Here is a 21433-nt window from a genome sequence, read left to right on the forward strand (position 1 = left end):
TCCGCGCGCCTGCGGGTCAGCGCCGCCGCGCGGGAGGCCGCTGCTGGAGCGGAACGCCGACTGTGGGGTGGGCTGCTGCCTGGGCGCGGGGGCTGGGGACGTGACGCTCGCCGAGACGCCGTATGCGCCAGGTCAGCGCGCGGGCCGGGCTGTGGGCGTCGTCGAGCGTGCGCTGTCCGAGGGCTTGGTCCAGGACGGTGGCCGCGTTGTGCCCGGCGGCCTCCGCCTCGGCGAGCACGGTGGCGAGCGCGTCCCAGGAGACGTCGTTGAGGATGCGCTCGGCGTGCTCCGGCACCGCCTCCTGGAGGTGATGGGCGAAGCGACGCTTGGTCTGGTCACTTGGGGTGCGTTGGGCGAGGCCCGCCAGGACCGGCTCGGCGACCTGCCCGTACACGGTCTGCAGGTGGACGAGTGCCTGTGCGGCGGCGGCTTCCTGCTGGGCGTGCTGGCGGGTGCGGTGCCAGTGCACGGCGAACGCCACGGCGGTAAGGACGGAGTCGAGGAGCATCGCCAACCCCGTGCCGTCACGCTCCTGTGGGCGGTCGCGCCAGATCACCTGGACGCTGCGGTGTAGGGCGCGGGTGCTGGCGAGGTCGGCGGTGATGCGGGAGCGCGTGGCTCGCTCGAAGGCGGCTGCGGCGCGTTCGAGTTCAGCCCTCAGCGCGGCCGGAGCGGCGACCGGCAGCAGGTCCAGCGTCGCACCGAGGGCAACGAGCTGGCCCTGGGCGGCGTGGTCGTCGTCGTGGGTGAGGTGGTGGGGGATGCGTTCGGCGGCGGCGGTGGCCTGGTGCCACGGGTTGCCCGGCCGGGCGGTGGCCGGTTCGGAGCCGGTGATTGCGAGGCTCTTGCGGATCTTGGGCAGGGACAGGTCGGGGGAGAGCGTGGATCCCGCGTAGAACACCGGCTCGCCCTTGTCGTTGGTGTCACCGGGCAGGGCGAAGTTGCAGCCCAGCGCATCGCCGGAGGGGCCGAGCTTGAGGCGCACGATCACGTCCGTCGCCTCCAACAGGGCGAAGAGCTCGGCCTCGTCGGCCGCGGCGGCGACCGCGCGACGCACCCGCAGACGCAGCACGTCACGGGTGGCGGCGTCCTGGCCCAGACGCCTGGCCTTGAAGTGTTCCTTGCTGGTGGGCCGCTTGGCACCGGTGCCATCCCCCTGCTTCAACCGTCTGAGCCCGTAATCGATTTCGATCCTGCGGGCCTCGCGCTGGACGGCGCGCTGGTCGTAGCCGCGCTCGGGACGGCGGCCGTCCTGGCGTACGAGGGTGGCGGCGATGTGGATGTGGTCGTCGGCGTGGCGGACGGCCACCCAGCGGCAGGCGTGCTCGTCCCCGGCGGGGGCGATGCCGGCGGCGGCCACGATCCGGCGGGCGATGTCGGCCCACTGGGCGTCGGTGAGGATCGGGTCCTCGGGGGCGGCGCGGACGGGGCAGTGCCACACGATGTCTTTGGGTGCCTTGTCCCCCAGCATCTTCACGGGCTGGTCGAGCTGGGCGACGAGCTGGGCCATCGCGTCCTTCGGATCGCGGTGGGGGCTGCGGCCGGGGTCGGGGGCGAAGCCGTTCCAGGAGGCCACCAGGTGGGGGTCGATGTGTTCGTTGGCCCGGCCCTTGCCGAAGAGGTAGCCGATCGTACGGCGCGTAGCATGCGGGCCGGCGCTGAGGATGATCTTGGGTATCACCCACTCACCGCCCTTTAGTGACCTGGGCTACGGCGGTGTCCAGTTCGGCGATGGATGCCTCGACGCGCGCCAGGAGCCGCTGGACGACGTCGGGGTGGGGCCAGGCACCGTCCTTGTTGAGGTGCCATGTGAGCTGGTTGAGGTTGCTGCCGATCATGCCGAGCCGTCCGTTGGCGGCCATCAGCGCCTTGACCATGGCGCGGTAGTCGGCGACCGCTGCGGTGGGGTCGTCGGTGCGGGCGGCGGCGAGCGAGCACTCGGCCACGTAGCCGCCAAGGGCCATGCCGCTCAGGGCAGCGGCATTCACGACGAGGGCGAACTCGTCGTCGTTGTAGCGAGGGTGGACGCGGCGCTCGCGCAGCTGCTTGTCACGCAGACGGCGACGCGGGGCAGACTGCTGCTGCGGCACGCTCGACGACGACTCGGCTGCCCCTGTCCCGGTTGGCCCCCCTGGTCCGGCCGACTCCGGTGCCGCCTCGGCGCCGGACGCCTCCACCCCCTGCGGGGTGGAGGCCGGATAAGGACTCCTTATCCGACAACTTGCTGGGCTGTTCAGGCTGGTGGTCATCTCCGGTTGGGGTGTGGGGAGTCGGTAGTTCGGTTCGTGCATGGATCGGTGCTCCGTGGGGTGCTGTTGTCAGGATCTTCGCGCTGCGCAACCCGTGCCCCGGACTGGTCTGGCCCTGGGCACGGGGTGAGCAGGAAGGGCGGTGCGGTGCGCGCGTTTGCGGGGGTCAGGCGACGCCGACGGGGGCTACGTCGAGATGCCTCTGGTGTTCGGAGGCGGCTTCGTCGGGTCCGTCGAGAGGTTCGGCCTTGATGTCGTCGTGGGCGACGGGGTCCGGCCGGTCGGTGCGTTCGGCCTTCAGCTGGTCACGCACGACGCGGGCGCGGTTCTGGCTGATCCGTAGTTTGGTGCGCAGGCTCTGTGCGGTCAGCTGGTCGGCGCTCCAGTCGGTGGTCAGGCGTCGGGCCTCGGCGAGGACTTCGTCGTCGGTGCGGGGGCGGTCGGTGGCCGACTCGGCAGTGGCGGGGGCCCGACGTCTCGCACGGCGCGGGGCGGTTTCGGTCGACTCAACCGCGCCGGACGATTGGAGCGGTCGGGTAGTGGGGGCCGCCTGGGTGGCCTCGGTCGGCTTCGGCGCGGGCGTCCTGGCAGCCTTTGCGGAGGTCGACTCGGTCGGCTGCCGCGGTGCCGATTCGGCCTGGTCAGAGGCCGACCGTGCGGCTTGCCGTCCGACCGCTTCGGCAGAGTCGGCCGACTCGGGGTGGTGGTGCAGCACCTTCGCGACGAGGTCCGACCCGAAGTAGATCGACCCGACCGGGAGTGAGGTCGCCAGCAGTACGAGGGTCCAGTTCGCGGGGTCCCAGTCGGTCAGTCGGCCCCACCGGGTCGGCGTGGTGTGCAGGGCCGGGGTGAGGCCGTGTACGTAGTTCAGCAGGAGACTGGCGATCGTGTAGGTCGCCAGGACCCGCAGTGCGAACTTCCGGTCGGCATCGGGCAGCACGAGTGTGGCGATCAGCGCGAGGGCCATCAGCCCGTCGACCACGACCGGGTAGAACAGGGCGGCGGTGGGGTCGGCGCCGATGGCGCGGGCCACGTCGGACAAGGCGTTCCAGGAGACTCGGAAGGCCATGAGGACCACGGCCATCAGGCCGACGACGAGGGTGAATCGTGCACCGCGGTTCGCGCGATGGCCCTCGGCACGTGCGACCGTGCGGCGGTCGAGGCAAGTGCGGAGCCGGGTGTAGCGGGAACGATGGGTGTCGGAGCTGGGGAAGGCGGCTGGGGGCAACGGGGTGGGGGAGGGCAAGTCAGCTATCTCCAGGGTGGGCATGAGGGGGGCCAAGGAAGCCGACGGGCATGGCATCGGCGCTGCCGACGGGCGGTGAGGGCGGGAGCGGGATGCGGCGGAGAGGGCGTTGGTCAGGCGCCGGCGCCGATACGGCAGCCGTCGGTCACGCGATGCCCTGCCGGGCCAGCTCCGCCACGGCGAGGTCCATACGGGTGGGGTGCGGCCTCGTGCGGGGTGCGTTGCCCCGGGCGTGGCCGTCGAGGTCCAAGCGCCGGCTGCGGCAGGGCTCGCCCTTGTCGGCGTGGCACCACCGGCAGGGGACCCTGAGCGCGTCGGGCTGTTCGGCCGCGACGGCAGCCTCGCGGGCGGCACGCGCGGGCCGGTAGGGGGCGAGTGCCGCGCGGACGGCTGGCGGGATGGATGATCCGACGACGGCCAGGCGGGCCTCGATGTCCCGGCGTGGGCCCTGGGCGAGCTGTCGGTGCGAGGAGGGCGCGGCCATCCCGGTGGCGACGGCGTGCCGTGTCCCGAGGAGTTCGGTGCGCCAGGCGGCGGGGTCGTCCGGATCAGCGTCCGGAGTGGGATCGGTGTGCCGGTCCAGACGGTCGCGGCGGTAGGCGCGCCACTTGCGGGCGACGTCCACCGGGAGGATCGGGTACGGGGAATCGAGCACGTGGGCCCGTATCGCCTCGCGGACGTCCCAGTCGTGGGCGGTGGCGAAGGGCACGTCGTCGAGCAGTTCCTGCCACTGGACGATCTGGTCACGGGCATTGCCCGTGTCGGCGGGGATGGTGCGGGGGTCGAGGCGCCCGATGTAGGCGAGGACGGCGGCGACTTCGCGTCGGTCCAAAGGCGGTCTACTCCGTTCCGGTCGGTTCGTCGAGGGCGGCGAGCAGGGCGGCCATGTGCGCCTCGGAGCGCGTCATGCCGGTGGACGAGGCGGGGGCGGGTGTGCCGCCGGGCAGGGCGTAGAGGTTCGGGCGGCCGGGGGCGGGGGTGCGTTCCCGAGCGATCCACGCACGCCAGTCGGCGACCCACGCGTCGGCGGTGCGGGGATCCCACGAGCTCCTGAAGGTGCGCCACTTCGCGTCGGCGGCGTCCAGGCCCTGCTTGCCGAGCCGATCGAGATGCCCGTCGCGTTGCAGCCAGGCACGGGCGCTCGCGTCGATCTGCCACTCGATGGCGGAGATGAGCGGAGCAGAGCTGCTGCTGCTCTTACTACCGTTCACCTTCGGTTCTCTTCTGTTCTGGGGGTCGGAATCCGCACCCCCCTCGGGTTGGAATCCGTACCCCCGGGGGGTCGGAATCTGTTCCCCGGGGCTGGTTTCCGATCCCCCCTCGAAGAGCTCGGCAGGGTCGGATTCAGACCCCCCGAGGGCCGGATTCCGACCCCTTTGAGGTGCCGGAATCCGGCCCCCCTCTCGGTGCTCATCGGCCAGGAATTCGGCGGCGATTGGGAGGCAGTAGTACGTCTCTCCCCTTGGTCCCTTGCGGTCGGGGAGCTGCACCAGCTCACCGTCGGCGATCAGCTTGGCGAGCGCGTCGCGTACGGCGGTACGCGAGGCGTTGGCGCGCTTCATGAGGGTGGGCACGGACGCGTACGCGACGCAGTGCCGGTCGCGGCACCGGTCGGCGATCAGGGCGAGAACCATGCGGGCGGTGCCCTTGCTGCGGCTGTGGTCCCACACCCATTCGCGGGCGTCGTAGCTCATCGGGCGGCGGCTCCTAGGTCAGGGCATGGGAGTGCAGTCGGCCCTTGTCGGGCGGTGCACAGGGAGGGGGTTGGCCCACCGCCCCGGCCGAAGGCGCGAGGGAGGGCTGGTGGCGTCGTATAGCCAAGACAGCCACATCCATGCCGCACAAGTCCAGCATTCCCGTCGAGAAACCAGACAGCTGACGGCGAACGCTTACTACGAGCCAGGCATTCCAAAAATTATAAACCCGAATCCGCCGCTGCCGAAATAACGGACCGTCAGGCGAAGCCAGAAGTATCACATCGGCAAGCCGTTGACGCACCGTCGCCGGGGAAGCTACAACACAACACCGCACGTCAGGGCATCGATCGACGCACCCGTCCGCTCCCCCTCCCGACCCCCGGAAATCCCTCTGCAGCGTACGGCGCGGAGGGCAACATAGCCGACGATCGCCGGTTACCAAAACCGGCGATCTAGCCTTTCAATTGGAGCCATGCCCCCACGCTCATTGGAAATCGGGCCGGCAGGAATGCAGGCGGCCCGCGCCATCGAAATGCTCCGTGCCGAACGCGGCCTGTCACAAAGGCAGTTGGCCGACCGTGTGACAGCCCTCGGCCACCCGATGTCCAACACCATGTTGTCCCGTATCGAGCGCGCCCAGCGCCGATGTGACGTCGACGACCTCGTCGCGATCGCCGAGGCCCTCCACGTTCCGGCACCTGCGCTTCTGCCCAGCCTCCGCGCAGTCTGAACCGCCTTCGCCCCGCCGAGGCTCGTCCCATCCCACAGCCGAGTAAGGACCCACCCCTCTTGCACCACACCGCAACGCCACCTGCTCTCCCACGCCCGCTTCCCCGGGCTGACGGCGAAGCATCCTTGCCCCGCCTCTACCGCCCCGAAGAGATCGCCGAGACGCTCGGCTGCTCTGCCTGGTGGGTCAAGGACCGTGCGCGAAGGCGCCTGATCCCGCACACGCGGGTCGGTCGCGCATACCGCTTCACCGCCGGACACTTCGCCGAGATCATCCGCATCCACGAAGAGCCGGCCCCGCAGTCTGCGCAGCGCAACCCTCCCCGGACGCCTCAGCCTGCGCCGACAACTACGTCATCGCGTACGGGGCGACTGCCCCAGTCCCCGATGCCCTCCGCGCAACGTCTCCAGGCCCGACCACCCCGCAGGTCCCAGTACGGCACGGCGGCCTAGCACGACACGGCAGACCACAGGAAGGAGGGAGCACGAGGCATGGGTTTCGCCGAGAAACGCGGCAGTTATTGGCGCGGCAGGTACAAGGCCAGCGAAGGCAAGTACGGCACCGTCGCCGACCCGACGGGTGCGGTGGTCAAATTCGCCACGAAGCGCGAGGCGAAGCAGGCCGCAGACGAGGAAGAGGCCAAGGTCCGGCGCGGCACCTGGCGCGACCCGTCCGCCGGACAGGAGACCTTCGGCGAGTACGCCAGCCGCTGGTATGACGCCCAGGACCTGGCCGCATCCACCATGCAGAACTACCGGCGCCATATCGAGGAGCACTTGCTCCCCGAGTACGAGGACAAGGCCCTCGCTGGCATTCTCCGCACAGACGTGGACACCTGGGAGAAGCGGGAGAAGTCCGTCTACGCCGCATCCAGTGTCAAGACCTGGCGCTCGACGCTCCACCTCATCCTGGCCGACGCCGTGGATGAGGGCCTCATCGCCGCCAACCCGGCCACCAAACGACGCGGACGCGGCAAGCGCGCCGGCCGTTCCCGCGACCGGGGACCCGAGAAGGTCATCACCGATCCGCTCGGCCTGCTGCTCATCGCCGAACGCGCGGCCCTGCTGTCCGGGCGCGACGACGAGTTCGTCGCCGTGATCCTCAAGGGATACACAGGCATGCGGTGGGGCGAAATCGTCGGCTTGGAAACCGAGTTCGCACGACCTGACGCCGTACGGGTCGAGCACCAGTTGTACGAGCTGGACTCGGGCGAGCTGATCCGCTGCCCGCCCAAGGACGACAGCTACCGCAGCATCGACGTGACGGACTGGTTGTCGGCCCTGGTCGCCGACCACATCGCCCGTACGAAGCCGACGCCGTGCGCCTGCCACGGCAAGAGGTACGTGTTCCGTGGCCAGGGCACCGCTCGCACCGGTGGGCACACGGGCGCCAAGCTCGTGGACGTCGCTCGCCGCGCGGAGGTTTCCAGCGGCACTGTGTCCAATGTCCTCAACCACCCCGAGCGGGTACGAGAGGACACCCGCGTCCGGGTTGAACGCGCCATAGCCGAGCTGAAGTTCGTCCGAGGAGGCGTCCCGACGGAGAACGCCGCCCACTGGCGCCGCAACGGCTTCGCCACCTGGCTGTTCGCGCCGGCCACCTCCGGCTGGTACCCGAAGAAGGCACCTCAGGAGGCCCGCCCAGTCCCGCTGCTCGGCGAGCCTTGGCCCGGCATCCCGGTCCGAGGCCGCAACGCCCGTGGCCGGGCCGACGCCTGCTGGCTGCCCGTCGCCAGAGGACTCACCCCGCATGGCCTGCGCCACTCCCATCGCACGCACATGGAAGACCTCGGCACCGAGAAGGTGCTGATGGACGAGCGTATGGGCCACATCGACGGCTCGGTCTCGGCCCGCTACGCCCACGTGACCCCTGGCATGCGCGAGCGTCTCAAGGCCGGCCTGACCGAGCAGTGGGATGCGGCGCTCGATGCCCGGCGTGGCCTGCACCCGCGATCGCCGGTCGCCGTACTCGATCGGCTGCTGCGCGCTCGCGCCACGACGATGGCCTGATGGTCGGGAGACGGGCTCCGGTTACCTCGAATGGAGCCCCTCTAGCGCGCGACGTGTGCGGTTCGGTGGTCTTGGCGGTGGTACTGGTATGGCGCGGCGGATCTCCCCGATTTGCCGGGACGGGTTGGGAAGGGGCGTACGCTGTGCATGGCAGATCGCGCCTGCCCGCTCCGAGTCATGATGGCCCACGTCCATCATGGCGGCGAAGACAAGGTTCCCCGAATCGCGCAGCAGCGTTCCGCCAGGTCATCCAAGTATCCGCGGTGGGGTGGACGTGGGGCGTCCCGTCAGATGGAGCACACGATGACTAGTAGTGCTTGGTCAGGTTCGTAGGGGTGTGGGTATGTCGCGGTGGCAGGTGGGGCAGGCGCCGGTCCAGAGGACGAGGAGTGTCTGTAGCTCACGGACGACCTGGTAGAGGCTCAGACCGGCGCCGCGTCTTTTGGGGCCCGGGCCAGCCGTTGCAGGGTGCAGAAGGCGTGCGCGACGGAGACGAGGGTGACATGGTGGTGCCAGCCCTTCCAGGTGCGGCCCTCGAAGTGGGCGAGTCCCAGGGCCTGTTTCATCTCCCGGTAGTCGTGCTCGATGCGCCAGCGGAGCTTGGCGAGGCGGACCAGCGTGGTCAGGGGCATGCCGGAGGGCAGGTCGGACAGCCAGTACTGCACCGGCTCGCTCTCGCCGGCGGGCCATTCGGCCAGCAGCCAGCAGACGGGCAGTTCCGGGCCGTCGGCATGCCGGCGGACCTCGCGTCCGGCGGGCCGGATGCGCAGGGCCACGAAGCGGGAATACATCCGCTTGCGGCCGGATCGGCCGGTGCCGGGCCGGGAGCCCTCCCGCCATTGCACCGGCCGGGCCGCCTTCCGGCCCGCCGTGATCACCAGCTCCTTCACCGAGCGTGGCCTGTCGGGATACTTCGCCACCGGTGGCCGTCCCGCCCCGGAGTAAGGCCCGGCCACCGGCACCGCGTCGGCGCTCTGGGCCGACAGCGTGCTGGAGATCCCCATCACGTAGTTCAGGCCGCGCTCCTGCAGTCCGTGCCGGAACGCGGCGGCGTCGCCGTATCCGGCGTCCGCGACGGCCAGCGGCACCTCGATGCCCCAGGAGCGGGTCTCGTCGAGCATGTCCAGGGCCAGCTGCCACTTCTCCACGTGCCCGACGTCGTCCGGGATACCGCAGGCGGCGCGGCGGGCGACCTTGTCCGCATCGGCCTCCGGCGAGGCGGGATCCCAGGTCCGGGGCAGGAACAGCCGCCAGTCGACCGCCGCCGAGGCATGGTCGGACGCGAGGTGGAGCGAGACGCCGACCTGGCAGTTGGTGACCTTGCCGGCCGTGCCGGTGTACTGCCGCGACACGCACGCCGAGGCGCTCCCGTCCTTGAGGAACCCCGTGTCGTCGAAGACCAGGGCGTCGGGTCCGATCGCTTCCTCCATCCGCCAGGCGAGCCGGGCGCGGATGTGTGCCGGGTTCCAGGGGCTGGTGGTGATGAAGTTGGCCAGTGCCTGACGGTTGCCGTCCTCACCCAGGCGGGCGGCCATCGGCTCGACCGACTTACGCTGCCCGTCGGTCAGCAGCCCGCGCAGATAGACCTGCCCCCACCGACGCTGATCCTTGCGCGCGAACGGCTCGAACACCTCCGCCGCGAACGTCTCCAACTCACCACGCACCAAAGCAATCTCGTCCGGAGTCACACACTCTCAACGTCACACCGGGCCAGCAGGACACGCATCACCACAACCGACCTGACCAAGCACTACTAGGGACCGTCGCCGCAAGGCTGAGATTCACGCCCACCAGGCAACCACCGGAGCGGCGTATCTGGTGGCCCGCCGACAGATCGCTGCCTTGGCCGAGGTGATGCAGCAGCATCCGCGGCTCAACTCCTTCGGCATCGGCGTCTTCAATCCGCTTCGCAAAACGGCCGAGCAGCGTCGGACCGAACTCGCAGTCGGCCGCGAGGAGTTGGCCGGAGGCGTGGTCATGGTGATGGAGACCGCAGCGTGGCTGCGCGAGAACATCACGCCGATCAAGACCCCTACCGTCAGCAGCTACACCGTGAAACACGTGATGCAGCGGGCAACCGGCAGGTACGTCACCAATGGTGTGTTCATCGCGGCCGCTCTCGTCGCCGGCTACACCTTCAAGTACGAGCAGCCGAATGTGCTGTTCGGCATGAGCGCCCGGGACCTGAAGCGGATGAACTGAGCACCCCAGAACGGATCCCTCCGGCCAGGTGAACGGGCCTCGAAAGGGCTCGGTCTTCCACGGGTGCTTCATCGTGTGCGCAGGACCTTCGAAATCCTGCGCACACGACAGCTTTAGCCAGGGCGTCGGCAGTTACGGCCGAAAGATCAACGGCATCTGACGGAGGATCCTCGGCGGGTGGCGATGCACTCCTTACCAGTAGGTCGCGGTCGACGATTCGACGGTCAGGCGGCCGTGGCGGGGCGTGGGCTGCCGTGGAAGACCTGGCTGGTGTGCCAGGAGCGGTGGATCGCGGCGACGGGGTGGGCGCCTGGTTGAGGTCCGATGAGTGGGCGGTCGGCGAGCGCGATGACGTGTTCGCGGGCGGCTGGGCTGTGGCCGACGAAGCGCTGGGAGACCAGGATGCGGTGGCCGTCGCCGACACCGAGGACGCCTTTGTCGAAGAGTTTGTGGTGCAGCGAGCACAGGCACAGCCCGTTGTCGACGTCGTCAGGGCCGTCGAACGCCCACCAGCGTACGTGCGCCGCCTCCAGCCCGACCGGCACCGCGCCGATCCTGCCGTCGTAGCCGCAGAATGCGCACCGGTATTCGTAGGCCGTCAGGACCCGCTCCCGCATCCGAGGATCCCGCCGCCTCCGCACGGCGGCCGAGAGCTGTCCGGTCTCCGCTGGCTCCAGCTCCAGGCCGACGGATTCGCACAGGTCGCCGTGGAGGGAAGGCGGGAAGTGTAGGTCGAGCAGGACCCGTGCCATCCGGCCGAGCAGCTCCGGCTCCCGCCGCAGCGCCGCCCGCAGCTCCGGCGCCAGTCGCCCAGCGGCCCCCGCGGCCCGCAACTCCCGCACCCCGCTGCCGGGGCTGCCCGGTCCGCGATCGGTGCGCACCTCCCACACGCCGTCGCTCACCAGGTGGTGGAACGGGTATGCCGGAGTCGTCCTGTTCGGCGGCCCGTACTCGGTCAGCAGCCGCTGCAGATCCTCCTCCACCGCGCTGTACCGCAGTTCGCCGGCGGCATCCTGCTGGAACCGACCGAGCACGTACAGCAACAGCAACGGCTTGTGCGGAGCGCGGGTCCCGCTTCTGGTCCACTGCCTCAGTTCCGCGGTGCGCTCCAGCCAGTCCATGACAGGCGATCGTAGTCGCGCCACGTCGACCGGCGATCTGCGCATGTGGGGAAAGCCTAACGAGCCGTGGCGAGTTGATCGCGACGTGTCGTCACCAGGTGGCGCCATCGTTCGCGGGTCTGTTGTTCTCCGTCGATCCACCGTGCTCGCGCGGTGTGCTCGGGAAGCGGAAGGCCGGCCATGAAGTGGGCGATGTCGACGTAGTAGGCGTAGTCGCCGCTCTGCGTGAGTTCGCGCAGGCGGGTGATCGCGGTGGCGAGGCCGTCCTGGGCGTCGAGGACGGCGTGGTGGAAGCACAGGGCCAGTTGCAGCTTCGCCGCGGCGTAGGCAATGCCGGAGACACCGATTTCGGCGAGCAGTACGGCCGCCCGGCCGGGCAGGTCGGCGGCGAACCCGGCGTCGCGTACGAGCACGGCGATGCGAGCGGTCATCTCACTGGAGCGCAGGCTGAGGTGGGACAACAGCCGTTCCGCCAGATCGAGTTCGTCATCGGCCCGAAGCGGATCGGAGAAGGAGACGGCGAAGGCGAGATGCGCCTGCACCATGGCGGTCTCGCCGACCACACCGTGCTCCTCGGCGTCGCTCCGGCCTGCCAGGTAGGCGGCTACCGCCCGCTCCATGTCACCCTGCACCCACCACACGTCCCCCAACACCCGATGGTGCCTCCCCTCCCAGCCCAGTCTCCCCGCGGCTTCGACCGCGGTCGGGAAGTCTCCGGACAGGCGGCTTAGGTGTGCCAGGCCGCGCCGAGCCGCGGAAGAGAGCCGACCCCCGGCTGAAGCGACGCGCTGCATCCCGCGACGCGAATAGTCGGTCAGACCGAGGTCTCGCTGGGCCTTCGCCAGGTAGTACGTGGCCAGTTCGACCAGGTCATCGGGGAGCAGCTCCGAGGCGAGGACGACCGAGAGCCGACTGGACGTGCGTTCACGGTGCTCGTGCTGGCGCCGGGCGATGGCGCTCAGCGTTTCGACCAGGGCATCTGCCGAGGTCTGCAGACCACCTGACGACGTGGCATCGGCGGCGGGAAGCGCCAGTGGTTCCCAGACGGAGTCCCCCACGTACTGGAATGCGGCATCGGCGAGCCAGCCGAGATTGAGACGGAAGTCCCGTGCGAGGAGCAGTCCTTGCTGGAGACAGCCGACCAGGACTGCGCGATCGTGTCGCAGGTCCTGGCGCCACTGTGATTCCAGTGCGTGGAAGGCTCGCCTGGCCGCGCGCCGCCAGTCCTGTTCCGACCAGCGGTCGTCACTGCTGTCGTCTGCGTTGCGAATGGCGGAGCGGATCAGGTCGTGGACGTGGAAGGGCCACACACCGGAGGAGGACTCCCGGATAAAGGGGCGCTCGGTCAGCCGTAGGGCGGGCGCGTCGTGGTCCATTCCGGCGGCTTGGGTGGCCAGGGGTACGGAGAACGCGCTGAGCAGGCTGACCGAGCGGAGCACGTGGCGCTCATCGGCGGTCAGGTCGCTGAGGGTACGGGCGATCAAGGCGGGAAAGTCGTGGTCGAAGTCGGTGAACTGCGGCTGTCTGCCGCCGCGCCGGAGTTCCAGGTAGCGCATGACCGACAGGTCCAGGTAGAGAGGCAACCCGTGCGAGCGCTCGGTGATGATCCGGCGGACCGGTTCGTCGATCAGCGGCTGCCCGTCGCGGCTCAGCCTGCGGACCAGGTAGTCCTCACAGTCTTCGGGAGAGAAGTCGCCGATCAGGACCTGACGGCCCGATATAGCTCGCCCCACATGTGCCGTGTCGGCTGCGAGACCGGGCCACGCGTGCGGCCCGGTCCAGTCGACCTGCCCCTCCAGGCTCGTCTCTCCCCACTGGAGGCGGTTGCGTCCGGTGACGACGAAGAACGCGTTGGGCATCAACCACACGGTGCGTTGGAGCAGACGCTCGAAGTCGCGGTGCGTGCGGTCGCCGGTGTCCTCGAAGGTGTCCAGCAGGATCACGGGCAGTGCGCTCTTGCCGACGGGGATTTGGGCCAGGTCCCAGGCGAGGAGGTGCGGGTAGAAGCTCAGGGCTTCCAGGTCGGGCTCGGCCTCCAGGAGGTCGGCCAGGCGTGAGCAGCCGGCGAGGGCGCGTACAGACTGGCGCCGTTCGCGTAACGCCTTGATGAGCGCTCCGGCCCCGTGCCCGAGCGCACTGCCGACTGTGCCGGGCAGGAGCAGAGCCTGGGCGACATCGCTGAGGGCGGACTGCATCTGCTGCGGCAGGGCGGCAGCGGCGCTGAAGCGGCTCAGCAGCCCGCCCCGGCGCAGGTAGTCCTCGATCGATTCGCCCGGGTGGTTGTGCTCCCAGTAGCGGCGCAGGGCGAGGTCGAAGGCGGGCAGTGGCCGGCCGAGCGCGGCGACGGCAAGACGGATGGTGAGGATGACGCGCTCGAAATCCATACCCGCGGCGCGCGCGAGATCGATACGAACTGGCAGGGTCCGCTCTTCGGGGTGGGATGGCGATTCCCATTGCGCCGGGCGGTGCTCGCTGCGGGCCAGCGATGCCTCGATCTTTCGGGAGAGCGTGGACTTGCCGATCCCGCCCACACCGTGGAACACGAGGATGTTGTGGCGGGGAGCTTCCAGGTCCTCCACGTCGAAGTCCGCACGGGTCACGTGCCGTATGTGCTCGGCGAGGCCGGCCGTTACGGCCTGCCACTGTGCCTGCCGGTTCGTGAACGCCTCGCTGGCGGCGATGCTCCGGTCGTTCGAGCTGAACAACGTGCGAAGATCCCGCCCTGCCACAGCTCCCCCTGACGATCAACTGAACGCGAGCGACGCTCCGTTGACGACAGCATGGCATGCCCGCATCCAGACAGGTCCGCAGGCCGCATCCGGCACGCGGCAGTTCAGCCGACGGCCTCGGTCAGGGGACGGTGACATGGGTTCCCCATCCTGCGTACTCACCCTCACAGGTCGAACAGGCTCTCCTGGAAGTTCTCGACGACATCCCGTCGCGGGTAGAACAGGCCCAGCAGCAGGAACGTCTTGGGGCGGGCCGCGACGTTCCCGACGAAGCAGTGCACGGCCTTCTCCGCAGTGACCATCCGGTCGAACCAACGCTCGCGAAGCTTCTCCTCCACGCCGTCCTTCCCGTAGTGGCGAAAGAACTTGCGGTACGACTCGCCCGCCTCCCAGTCCCTCAGCCCCATGTCGTGACCAGCGCACTCCTGATCCGCGCATCGGAAGCTGTACCGGAACTCAAGTGGCACCCACTCCAGTTGGCGGAGGTCCTGTGCGAGTAGATCCAACTGATCTGCCAGGGCCGCCTTCGAAGCTGGCCAGGGCTCGGCAGGAGCGAAGCGGAAGCCGGTGAACTCCGCTGGGCGGAAGACGCCAAGCGACGTTCCCCGAAGCTCCTGGTCCCGCTTTATGGAGCACAGGGACGGCGCTACGAGGGGCTGCACATGCGAGAAGCGTTCGCGCCAGCCGTCCGCTGTCCCGAGGCGCTCGATGACCTTGAGACTCTGCAGATTGGGGCGCAAGCTTTCGGGACGGCGGTCCCCATGGTGTCGCTGCACATCGACCTCGACGATCGAGTACTTGGCGAACTGGCTTTCTTCGTTCAGCAGCCGGAACGGAACCGGGAAGAGCCGCACATGCTGGGGCGCCCCTTGGTCGAGCCGTATGCCGGCCACGCAGCTCGTCTCGTGGTACTTCGCGGACAGTTCCGGATAGGTCTTGACCGTGATCATGATCCGTGCGCGCTGCCAAATCCCCGATCCCATGGTTGCCCCCTCCACTGATCTCCCGATCCGATTGGAGGAGAGGCATGCGCCAGCGGCAAGGGCGCGTACAGGAGCGAGGGGCGAAGTCAGGCCAGGGGAATTACGGGCACGGCGGCCCGCTTGCGGACCGTCTCTAGGACGACCTGTCGGTGGCAGCGGCTTTCGTCTTTCTCGAAGCACAGCACCGCGACCCGGGACTGCCGGGCATGCTCTGCGAGGCGCTCAAGATCGGTTTGCGCTTCCTCGGACCGCAGCACTCCACGGAACCGAGCCCGGCCTACGTCGAGGCGGCCCTCCCAGAACGGCGCCCGGTTGTCCTTGGGATTGCCCAGGCCACGCAGGTGGGTGTATTCGATGCCGGCCTCGGCGAGTGCCTGCCCGAGCCGAGTCTTGCTGAAGCCCTTCTTGCGGCTGATCGGTGTAAGTCGTACGTCCGCCACGACATCAATACGGCTGTCGAGGAGAGAGGAGACGAACGAGTCGATGTCCCGGCCTTCGTACCCAGCGGACCAGAGGCCGGGAGCGACCTTGGTCTCCTGGAAGAGTTCATCGAGGGAGACTTCAAGTGCCTCGGCGACTGCTCCGACGGTGAAGAAACCTGGCTGGATCGCTCCCTCGCTCTCCAGACGGGCCAGCGTTCCTACGGCGATGCCAGCTTCCTTGGAGAGCCGCTCCCGCGACCATCCTCGAGCCTCCCGCATCGCTCGCACGCGCTGGGCGAGTGCTCGGGCGTGGTCGTGGGGACGCGCTGAGTGATGGCTTGCCATGTGTCGTGATCCTAAGGGCGGTTGAGGCGGGCGGGCATGGTGTTCCCGGCCGACTACTAGGCTGGATTCGCGAACGCGCAGGTCCGAGTGCCCTAAGCCGCCGCACTTCAGACGGCCTCACCAGTCACCCACTGGGAGAACCCGACCAAGATCTTCTCCCAGATTTCTCCCAAGCGATCTCCAGGAACAACTCAGGGGCCTGATCCATCAACTGGATCAGGCCCCTGACCTGGTACTTCACTGTCGGGGTGGCGGGATTTGAACCCACGACCTCTTCGTCCCGAACGAAGCGCGCTGCCAAGCTGCGCTACACCCCGATCGTCGCTGCTCTCGCGGCGACGACGTTTACTTTAGCCCACTGGTGGCTGGAGACGAAATCCGGTTTTGGCGCGGTGGCGGATCAGGTTCGGGCGCAGGTGGTCCAGGGTCACGAGGAGGACCGCGAGAGCGTAGAAGGAGAGGCCCAGGAGGAGGGCGTTGGCGAGGATGCTCTTGTATCCGTGGGCGTCGATGTCCAGGAAGGCGTAGAGGTAGCGGCCGCCCGGGGTGCCGGGCAGCAGGAGCTCGCCGCGGACGAGGGAGAAGGCCAGATAGGCGACGGGGAAGAGCATCCATGTCGATGCCTGGCGCAGGTGCAGCCGGCCCGGGGCGGTCAGCAGGAGCCAGTCCAGGACCGCGGCCGCGGGGACCACGGTGTGCAGGACGTGATTTCCGGCGGCGTGCCATCCCGTGGGTGCCGCGGAGGGGTCCGTCATCGAGAACGGGGTCGCCGCGTCCGCCAGCAGCAGGTGGTACACCAGGGCGGCGATCACGACGTAGAGGAGCGCGGCGCCCGTCAGGGCTCCCGGCAGCGGGCGGCGGGCGCTCCACGCGCGGCGGGCCGAGGCGGCCGTGACCAGGGCCAGCAGGATCGCGGCCTGGACGGTGAAGAAGCTCAGGACGCGCGGCGGGCTGCCCAGCATCAGCTCGACCGCCACGCCGCCAGCGGCCAGCAGCGCGGTCAGGAGGCGGAAGGCCGCGGTGAGGGGCCGGCGTACCGGTGCCACGACGGCCGAGGCCGGGACGGGCGAGGGCGGCAGCGCGGGAATGCCCGGGATCGCGGGGAGGTCCGGGATGTCCCTGGGTATCGGGGCGGTCATGACCTCAAGCTAGGCAGAAGCGACATGGCGGGCGATATGGGTGACCCATACGGGTTACGTCCCGTACCGGTCGTCCCGCTTGCCCCGGCTGTCCCACCTGCCCCGGTCGTTCCGCCCGTCCTGTCCGTACCGCTCGCCTCGGACGCCCCGGCGTTCCGTCGGTCGCAGGTCCTTTACTTCCGTCCCACCAGCGTCAGCAGCGTCGCCTCCGGCGGGCACGCGAACCGCACCGGGGTGTAGCGGTTCGCCCCGCAGCCCGCCGACACGTGCAGGTGGGCGGTACGGCCCTCGGCCGTGTGCGTCGACAGGCCCTTCACCCGGCCGGTGTCCAGGTCGCAGTTGGTGACGAAGGCGCCGTAGAAGGGGAGGCAGATCTGGCCGCCGTGCGTGTGGCCGGCCAGGATCAGCGGGTAGCCGTCGGCGGTGAAGGAGTCCAGGCTGCGCAGGTACGGCGCGTGCACCACGCCCATCGAGAAGTCCGCCTCGCCGGACGGGCCGCCGGCCACCCGCGCGTACCGGTCCCTCTTGATGTGCGGGTCGTCCACGCCGGTCAGCTCGACCGACACGCCCTCGGTCTTCAGCACACCCCGCGTGTTCGTGAGGTTGAGCCAGCCCGCCGCGTCGAAGCCGTCCCGCAGGTCCTCCCACGGGTTGTGGATCACGCCCACGGCCGGCGGGTTGCCGTTGAGGCCGTGCCGTCCCTGCATCTTCTCCAGCAGATAGAGGGCGGGGTTGCGCAGCTTCGGGCCGTAGTAGTCGTTCGAGCCGAAGACGTACGCCCCCGGGAACTCCATCAGCGGCCCCAGCGCGTCCAGCACCTCCGGCACGGCCTCGGTGTCGGAGAGGTTGTCGCCGGTGTTGATCACGAAGTCCGGGCGCAGCCCCGCCAGCGACCGCAGCCACCGCTGCTTCTTGCGCTGGCCGCCGACCATGTGGATGTCCGAGACGTGCAGCACGCGCAGCGGGCGCATGCCCGCGGGCAGCACCGGGACGGTGACCCGTCGCAGACGGAAGGAGCGGGCCTCGAAACCCGCCGAGTAGAGAAGGCCGGCGGCCCCGACCGCCGTGATGCCGAGGGGTACTCCGTATCGCGCGCGCATGCGCCCATCGTGTCAGACCTGGGCACCCGCCCCGCACGCCCGCCCCGCGTGCCCCCGTACGCCCCCGACCTGTGCCTCCCCGGCCCGTACGCCGTCCCGTGGCCCCGTCCCCGGCGGCTCCGTCCGCCTCGCACCTCAACCACCCCCTCCCGCCGCCCTCTTGGCCCGCCCCGCTAAATGCGCGGGCGATCCTCCTGCCGTACCTGCGACAATCAGGCCATGACCACGCTCAAGTCGAAGCTGCAGGAAGACCTCAACGCCTCGATCAAGGCGCGCGACGCGCTGCGCTCCTCGACGCTGCGGATGACGCTCGCCGCGATCACCAAGGAGGAGGTCGCGGGCAAGGAGAAGCGCGAGCTCTCCGACGACGAGGTCCAGAAGGTGATCATCCGCGAGGCGAAGAAGCGCCGTGAGGCCGCGGAGGCGTTCGCGCAGGGTGGTCGTGCCGAGCAGGCCGCGCAGGAGGAGGCGGAGGGCGAGGTCCTCGCCACGTACCTGCCCAAGCAGCTGTCCGACGAGGAGCTGGAGCAGATCGTCTCCCAGGCCGTCGCGGAGGCCAGGGCCGCCGGTGCCGAGGGGCCGAGGGCCATGGGCGCCGTCATGAAGATCGTGAACCCGAAGGTGGCCGGCCAGGCCGAGGGCGGCCGTGTCGCCTCCGTCGTGAAGAAGCTGCTCGCGGGCTGACCGCGGACGAGCCCGCGGACACATGGCCGCGGAGTACGGCAGTGGGGGCGCCCTTCGTGAGAAGGGCGCCCCCACTGCCGTGTGCGCTGTGTCCGCCGGAGGGTTACGGGAAGGCGCCGCCGGTGCTGTTCCCGTTGCCCTGGCCGGGGCCGCCGTCGTTGCCCTGGACGAAGCCCTCCGGGAGGGAGAACGAGGGAGTCGGGAAGACGTCGCCGCCGATCAGGCCGTTGTCGTCGCCGTTGCCGTCGTCGTCACGGCCCTTGTCCCTGTCACGGCCCTTGTCCTCGTCGTCCTTCTCCTTCTCCTTCGGGGGGTCGGGGATGTTGACGTAGGTGAAGTCCGGGGTGTCCTTGCCCTCCAGGGCGCCGGACATCATGGACTTCCAGATCGGGCCGGGAACCTGGCCGCCGAAGACCTTGTCGTGCCAGACGCCGCCGATGGAGATGCCCTCCATCTTGCGCTCGTGCGCCGGGTCGCCGACCCAGACCGCGCCCGACATGTTCGGGGTGTAGCCCACGAACCAGGCCGCGTAGCGCTCGTCGGTGGTACCGGTCTTACCCGCGCTGGGGCGGCTGTCCAGACCGGCCTGCGTACCCGTACCGTCCTCGACCACACCGCGCAGCAGCGTGTTGACGGTGTCGGCGGTCGTCTCGGACATCGCGCGCGAGCAGGTCGACTTCGGGACCTCCAGGGACTTCGTCTCCCCACCGATGCGCTGGCTGATCGACTCGATGGCGACCGGCGTGCAGTACATGCCGCGCGAGGCGAAGGTGGCGTAGCCGTTCGCCATGGTCAGCGGGGACATCTCCTGCGTGCCGAGGGCGATCGAGGGCGCCTGCTCCAGCTTGCCGCCGTCGGCGCGGTCGACGCCCATCTTCTTGGCCATCTCGGTGACCGGGCAGATGCCGACCTCGCTGATCATCTCCACGAAGTAGGTGTTGACGGACTTGGCCGTCGCCTCCTTCATGTCGTACGGGCCGGACTCCGACTCGTTCTCGTTGGTGAGGGTGACGCCCTTCTCGTTCCAGGTCTTGCCGTCACATGCCTGGACCGGGTTCGGGTACTCCATCTCGTACGGCGACCCGTACATCTTCGTCGCCGGCATGCCGCCCTCGATGGCGGCCGCGGCCACGATCGGCTTGAACGTCGAACCGGGCTGGAAGCCGAGGCCACCGCCCATGGCCTGGTTGACGGAGAGGTTGATCTGCGTCTCGTTCTTGCCGAAGCCGTAGGGGCGGGACTGGCCCATGGCGAGGATCTTGCCGGTGCCGGGCTCGACGATGCTCGCCGCGGTCGCGACCTCGTCGTTCTTGTTGACGTGGTCCTTGACCGACTGCTGGACCGAGTCCTGGGCCTGCGGGTCCATCGTCGTGCGGATGGTCAGGCCGCCCTGGTTCCAGATCTTGGCCCGGTCCTCCTTGGTCTTGCCGAAGACCGGGTCGGTCAGGAACACGTTGCGGACGTAGTCGCAGAAGAAGCCCGCGCCCTTCACGGCGGTGATGCAGCCGTTCTTGGGCTGCTTGACCTTCAGGCCGAGCGGGGCCTCCTTCGCCGCGTCCGCCTCCGCCTGGGAGACGTCGCCGACGTCGGCCATGCGCTGGAGCACGATGTTGCGCCGCTTGGTGGCCTCCGTCTCGTCGTTGACCGGGTCGAACCGGCTCGGCGACTGGACGATGCCGGCGAGGAGCGCGGCCTCCTGGAGCTTGAGGTCCTTGGCGTGCTTGGAGAAGTAGCGCTGGGCGGCGGCCTCGACGCCGTACGCCTGCTGGCCGAAGAACGTGATGTTCAGGTAGTTCTCGAGGATCTTCTTCTTGCCCAGCTCCTCCTCCACCTGGATCGCGTACTTCAGCTCCGCGATCTTGCGGCCGAGGGTCTGCTGAGTGGCCTGCGCGACCTTGGTGGGGTCGTCGCCGGCCTCCTCGACGAAGACGTTCTTCACGTACTGCTGGGTGAGGGTGGAGGCACCCTCGGCGACGCCGCCGCTCTGCGCGTTCTTGTTCAGCGCGCGCAGGACACCCTTCAGGTCGACCGCGCCGTGCTGGTAGAAGCGGGCGTCCTCGATCGCGACGATCGCCTTCTGCATGTACGGCGAGATGTCCTTGAGCTCGACCACCGTGCGGTCGCGTGAGTACACCGTGGCGATGGTGCCGCCCTGGGCGTCGAGGATCGAGGTGCGCTGGCTCAGCGGCGGCGTCTTCAAGTTGGCCGGGAGCTCGTCGAAGCTCTCCACCGACCCCTTGGCCGCGAGCCCCAGCGCGCCGACGGCGGGCAGCGCGATACCGGCCAGCACCGCACCGGCGAGCACACTGACACCGAGGAACTTGGCGGCCTGCTGCGCGGGCGACAGACCACCGCCTGAGGGCTTCTTTGGCATAGGGGCAGCCTACGTTCTCATTCGCCGGACACGCGTATATGCCTTGGCCTAAGCTGCTCACAACTGTCACAGCAGTGCGGCCATGTATCAATACGTCCGGCGACCCCGAATCGTTCCGGACGGGCTCCGGCTCTCTGCCGGGGACGTGTCCGAATCCACCTCGTGTGTCACCGGACATCCGGTGTGACTCAACTGAACCATCCGGATCTGCCGGGAATGTCCCGCATGTCGCCAGCTCACTCCCGCGGGTGATCTGCCGCTTACGCATAGTCCGTTCGGGCCATTCAAGATTGGGCCCGAAGGGGGTGTTGCGCTGTCCCCACCTTCCGTAACGTCCTCAACTGGCGGCGGTGAATATGCCGCTGCCGCCGTGGGGGAGCCTCGATTCGGGAGAGGACGGCGC

The 21433-nt window shown here is 69.2% G+C and carries 18 protein-coding genes and 1 tRNA gene; 5 read left to right on the forward strand and 14 right to left on the reverse strand.

Annotation, left to right across the window (positions count from 1 at the left end):
* Positions 1–16 precede the first annotated feature (16 nt).
* The 5 genes from ACIQGV_RS12740 to ACIQGV_RS12760 all read right to left on the reverse strand — a co-directional run bounded on the left by ACIQGV_RS12740 (position 17) and on the right by ACIQGV_RS12760 (position 5189).
* On the reverse strand, positions 17–1681 hold the full coding sequence (locus ACIQGV_RS12740) for a mobilization protein (protein WP_176162634.1): 1665 nt from the start codon (positions 1679–1681) through the stop codon (positions 17–19).
* A gap of 4 nt (positions 1682–1685) precedes the next feature.
* The gene (locus tag ACIQGV_RS12745; RefSeq protein ID WP_402493764.1) at positions 1686–2090 is read right to left on the reverse strand and encodes a plasmid mobilization protein; all 405 of its coding nucleotides are present in this window, start codon (positions 2088–2090) and stop codon (positions 1686–1688) included.
* Positions 2091–2415: 325 nt separating this feature from the next.
* Positions 2416–3333 (reverse strand): DUF2637 domain-containing protein, encoded by a 918-nt coding sequence (locus ACIQGV_RS12750; RefSeq protein WP_402493766.1) that lies wholly within the window; start codon positions 3331–3333, stop codon positions 2416–2418.
* 307 nt (positions 3334–3640) lie between these two features.
* Positions 3641–4327 (reverse strand): hypothetical protein, encoded by a 687-nt coding sequence (locus ACIQGV_RS12755; protein WP_402493769.1) that lies wholly within the window; start codon positions 4325–4327, stop codon positions 3641–3643.
* A 7-nt stretch (positions 4328–4334) separates the two neighbouring features.
* Positions 4335–5189 carry a helix-turn-helix domain-containing protein gene (locus tag ACIQGV_RS12760; protein ID WP_402493770.1) on the reverse strand — a complete coding sequence of 285 codons (855 nt, stop codon included), beginning with the start codon at positions 5187–5189 and terminating at the stop codon, positions 4335–4337.
* Positions 5190–5664: 475 nt separating this feature from the next.
* Between ACIQGV_RS12760 and ACIQGV_RS12765 the strand changes: the two genes are divergently transcribed.
* The 3 genes from ACIQGV_RS12765 to ACIQGV_RS12775 all read left to right on the forward strand — a co-directional run bounded on the left by ACIQGV_RS12765 (position 5665) and on the right by ACIQGV_RS12775 (position 7931).
* A complete protein-coding gene (locus ACIQGV_RS12765; protein ID WP_402493773.1) occupies positions 5665–5922 on the forward strand; it encodes a helix-turn-helix domain-containing protein in 258 nt (85 codons plus the stop codon).
* A gap of 125 nt (positions 5923–6047) precedes the next feature.
* Positions 6048–6374, forward strand: coding sequence for a helix-turn-helix domain-containing protein (locus ACIQGV_RS12770; RefSeq protein ID WP_402493776.1), 327 nt, complete (start codon positions 6048–6050; stop codon positions 6372–6374).
* A 39-nt stretch (positions 6375–6413) separates the two neighbouring features.
* Positions 6414–7931 (forward strand): LacI family DNA-binding transcriptional regulator, encoded by a 1518-nt coding sequence (locus tag ACIQGV_RS12775; protein ID WP_402493778.1) that lies wholly within the window; start codon positions 6414–6416, stop codon positions 7929–7931.
* 422 nt (positions 7932–8353) lie between these two features.
* Here ACIQGV_RS12775 and ACIQGV_RS12780 read toward each other — a convergent pair whose 3' ends face one another.
* Complete coding sequence (locus ACIQGV_RS12780) at positions 8354–9619, reverse strand: IS701 family transposase (protein ID WP_402493780.1); 1266 nt, start codon at positions 9617–9619, stop codon at positions 8354–8356.
* A gap of 130 nt (positions 9620–9749) precedes the next feature.
* Between ACIQGV_RS12780 and ACIQGV_RS12785 the strand changes: the two genes are divergently transcribed.
* Complete coding sequence (locus ACIQGV_RS12785) at positions 9750–10133, forward strand: hypothetical protein (RefSeq protein WP_402493783.1); 384 nt, start codon at positions 9750–9752, stop codon at positions 10131–10133.
* Positions 10134–10357: 224 nt separating this feature from the next.
* On the opposite strand, the gene ACIQGV_RS12790 is transcribed toward ACIQGV_RS12785, so the two are convergent.
* The 7 genes from ACIQGV_RS12790 to ACIQGV_RS12820 form a co-directional block, all read right to left on the reverse strand.
* Positions 10358–11254: a phosphorothioated DNA-binding restriction endonuclease gene (locus ACIQGV_RS12790; RefSeq protein ID WP_402493785.1), complete on the reverse strand. Its 897-nt coding sequence runs from the start codon at positions 11252–11254 to the stop codon at positions 10358–10360.
* 56 nt (positions 11255–11310) lie between these two features.
* The gene (locus ACIQGV_RS12795) at positions 11311–13983 is read right to left on the reverse strand and encodes an ATP/GTP-binding protein (RefSeq protein WP_402493786.1); all 2673 of its coding nucleotides are present in this window, start codon (positions 13981–13983) and stop codon (positions 11311–11313) included.
* Between the two features lie 164 nt (positions 13984–14147).
* The gene (locus ACIQGV_RS12800) at positions 14148–14966 is read right to left on the reverse strand and encodes a hypothetical protein (RefSeq protein ID WP_283296058.1); all 819 of its coding nucleotides are present in this window, start codon (positions 14964–14966) and stop codon (positions 14148–14150) included.
* 86 nt (positions 14967–15052) lie between these two features.
* Complete coding sequence (locus ACIQGV_RS12805) at positions 15053–15733, reverse strand: DUF488 family protein (protein WP_402493789.1); 681 nt, start codon at positions 15731–15733, stop codon at positions 15053–15055.
* 243 nt (positions 15734–15976) lie between these two features.
* A tRNA-Pro gene (locus ACIQGV_RS12810) sits at positions 15977–16050 on the reverse strand.
* A gap of 33 nt (positions 16051–16083) precedes the next feature.
* Positions 16084–16872, reverse strand: a complete 789-nt coding sequence (locus ACIQGV_RS12815; RefSeq protein ID WP_402493792.1) for a Pr6Pr family membrane protein — start codon at positions 16870–16872, stop codon at positions 16084–16086.
* A gap of 173 nt (positions 16873–17045) precedes the next feature.
* Positions 17046–17972 carry a metallophosphoesterase gene (locus tag ACIQGV_RS12820; protein WP_402493794.1) on the reverse strand — a complete coding sequence of 309 codons (927 nt, stop codon included), beginning with the start codon at positions 17970–17972 and terminating at the stop codon, positions 17046–17048.
* A gap of 219 nt (positions 17973–18191) precedes the next feature.
* Here ACIQGV_RS12820 and ACIQGV_RS12825 point away from each other — a divergent pair, with 219 nt between their 5' ends.
* Positions 18192–18656 (forward strand): GatB/YqeY domain-containing protein, encoded by a 465-nt coding sequence (locus tag ACIQGV_RS12825; protein WP_402493796.1) that lies wholly within the window; start codon positions 18192–18194, stop codon positions 18654–18656.
* Between the two features lie 103 nt (positions 18657–18759).
* Here ACIQGV_RS12825 and ACIQGV_RS12830 read toward each other — a convergent pair whose 3' ends face one another.
* Positions 18760–21030, reverse strand: coding sequence for a transglycosylase domain-containing protein (locus tag ACIQGV_RS12830; protein ID WP_402493797.1), 2271 nt, complete (start codon positions 21028–21030; stop codon positions 18760–18762).
* Positions 21031–21433: the final 403 nt, after the last annotated feature.

The sequence above is a fragment of the Streptomyces sp. NPDC093094 genome (assembly GCF_044754345.1).
GTDB lineage: Bacteria > Actinomycetota > Actinomycetes > Streptomycetales > Streptomycetaceae > Streptomyces.

Bases quoted from the DNA above. Each gene is read 5' to 3' on its own strand.
- ACIQGV_RS12775 (WP_402493778.1), top strand. From the start codon at position 6,414: ATGGGTTTCGCCGAGAAACGCGGCAGTTATTGGCGCGGCAGGTACAAG.
- ACIQGV_RS12800 (WP_283296058.1), bottom strand. From the start codon at position 14,966: ATGGGATCGGGGATTTGGCAGCGCGCACGGATCATGATCACGGTCAAG.
- ACIQGV_RS12805 (WP_402493789.1), bottom strand. From the start codon at position 15,733: ATGGCAAGCCATCACTCAGCGCGTCCCCACGACCACGCCCGAGCACTC.
- ACIQGV_RS12750 (WP_402493766.1), bottom strand. From the start codon at position 3,333: ATGGCCGTGGTCCTCATGGCCTTCCGAGTCTCCTGGAACGCCTTGTCC.
- ACIQGV_RS12820 (WP_402493794.1), bottom strand. From the start codon at position 17,972: ATGCGCGCGCGATACGGAGTACCCCTCGGCATCACGGCGGTCGGGGCC.
- ACIQGV_RS12825 (WP_402493796.1), top strand. From the start codon at position 18,192: ATGACCACGCTCAAGTCGAAGCTGCAGGAAGACCTCAACGCCTCGATC.
- ACIQGV_RS12790 (WP_402493785.1), bottom strand. From the start codon at position 11,254: ATGGACTGGCTGGAGCGCACCGCGGAACTGAGGCAGTGGACCAGAAGC.
- ACIQGV_RS12815 (WP_402493792.1), bottom strand. From the start codon at position 16,872: ATGACCGCCCCGATACCCAGGGACATCCCGGACCTCCCCGCGATCCCG.
- ACIQGV_RS12830 (WP_402493797.1), bottom strand. From the start codon at position 21,030: ATGCCAAAGAAGCCCTCAGGCGGTGGTCTGTCGCCCGCGCAGCAGGCC.
- ACIQGV_RS12760 (WP_402493770.1), bottom strand. From the start codon at position 5,189: ATGAGCTACGACGCCCGCGAATGGGTGTGGGACCACAGCCGCAGCAAG.
- ACIQGV_RS12765 (WP_402493773.1), top strand. From the start codon at position 5,665: ATGCCCCCACGCTCATTGGAAATCGGGCCGGCAGGAATGCAGGCGGCC.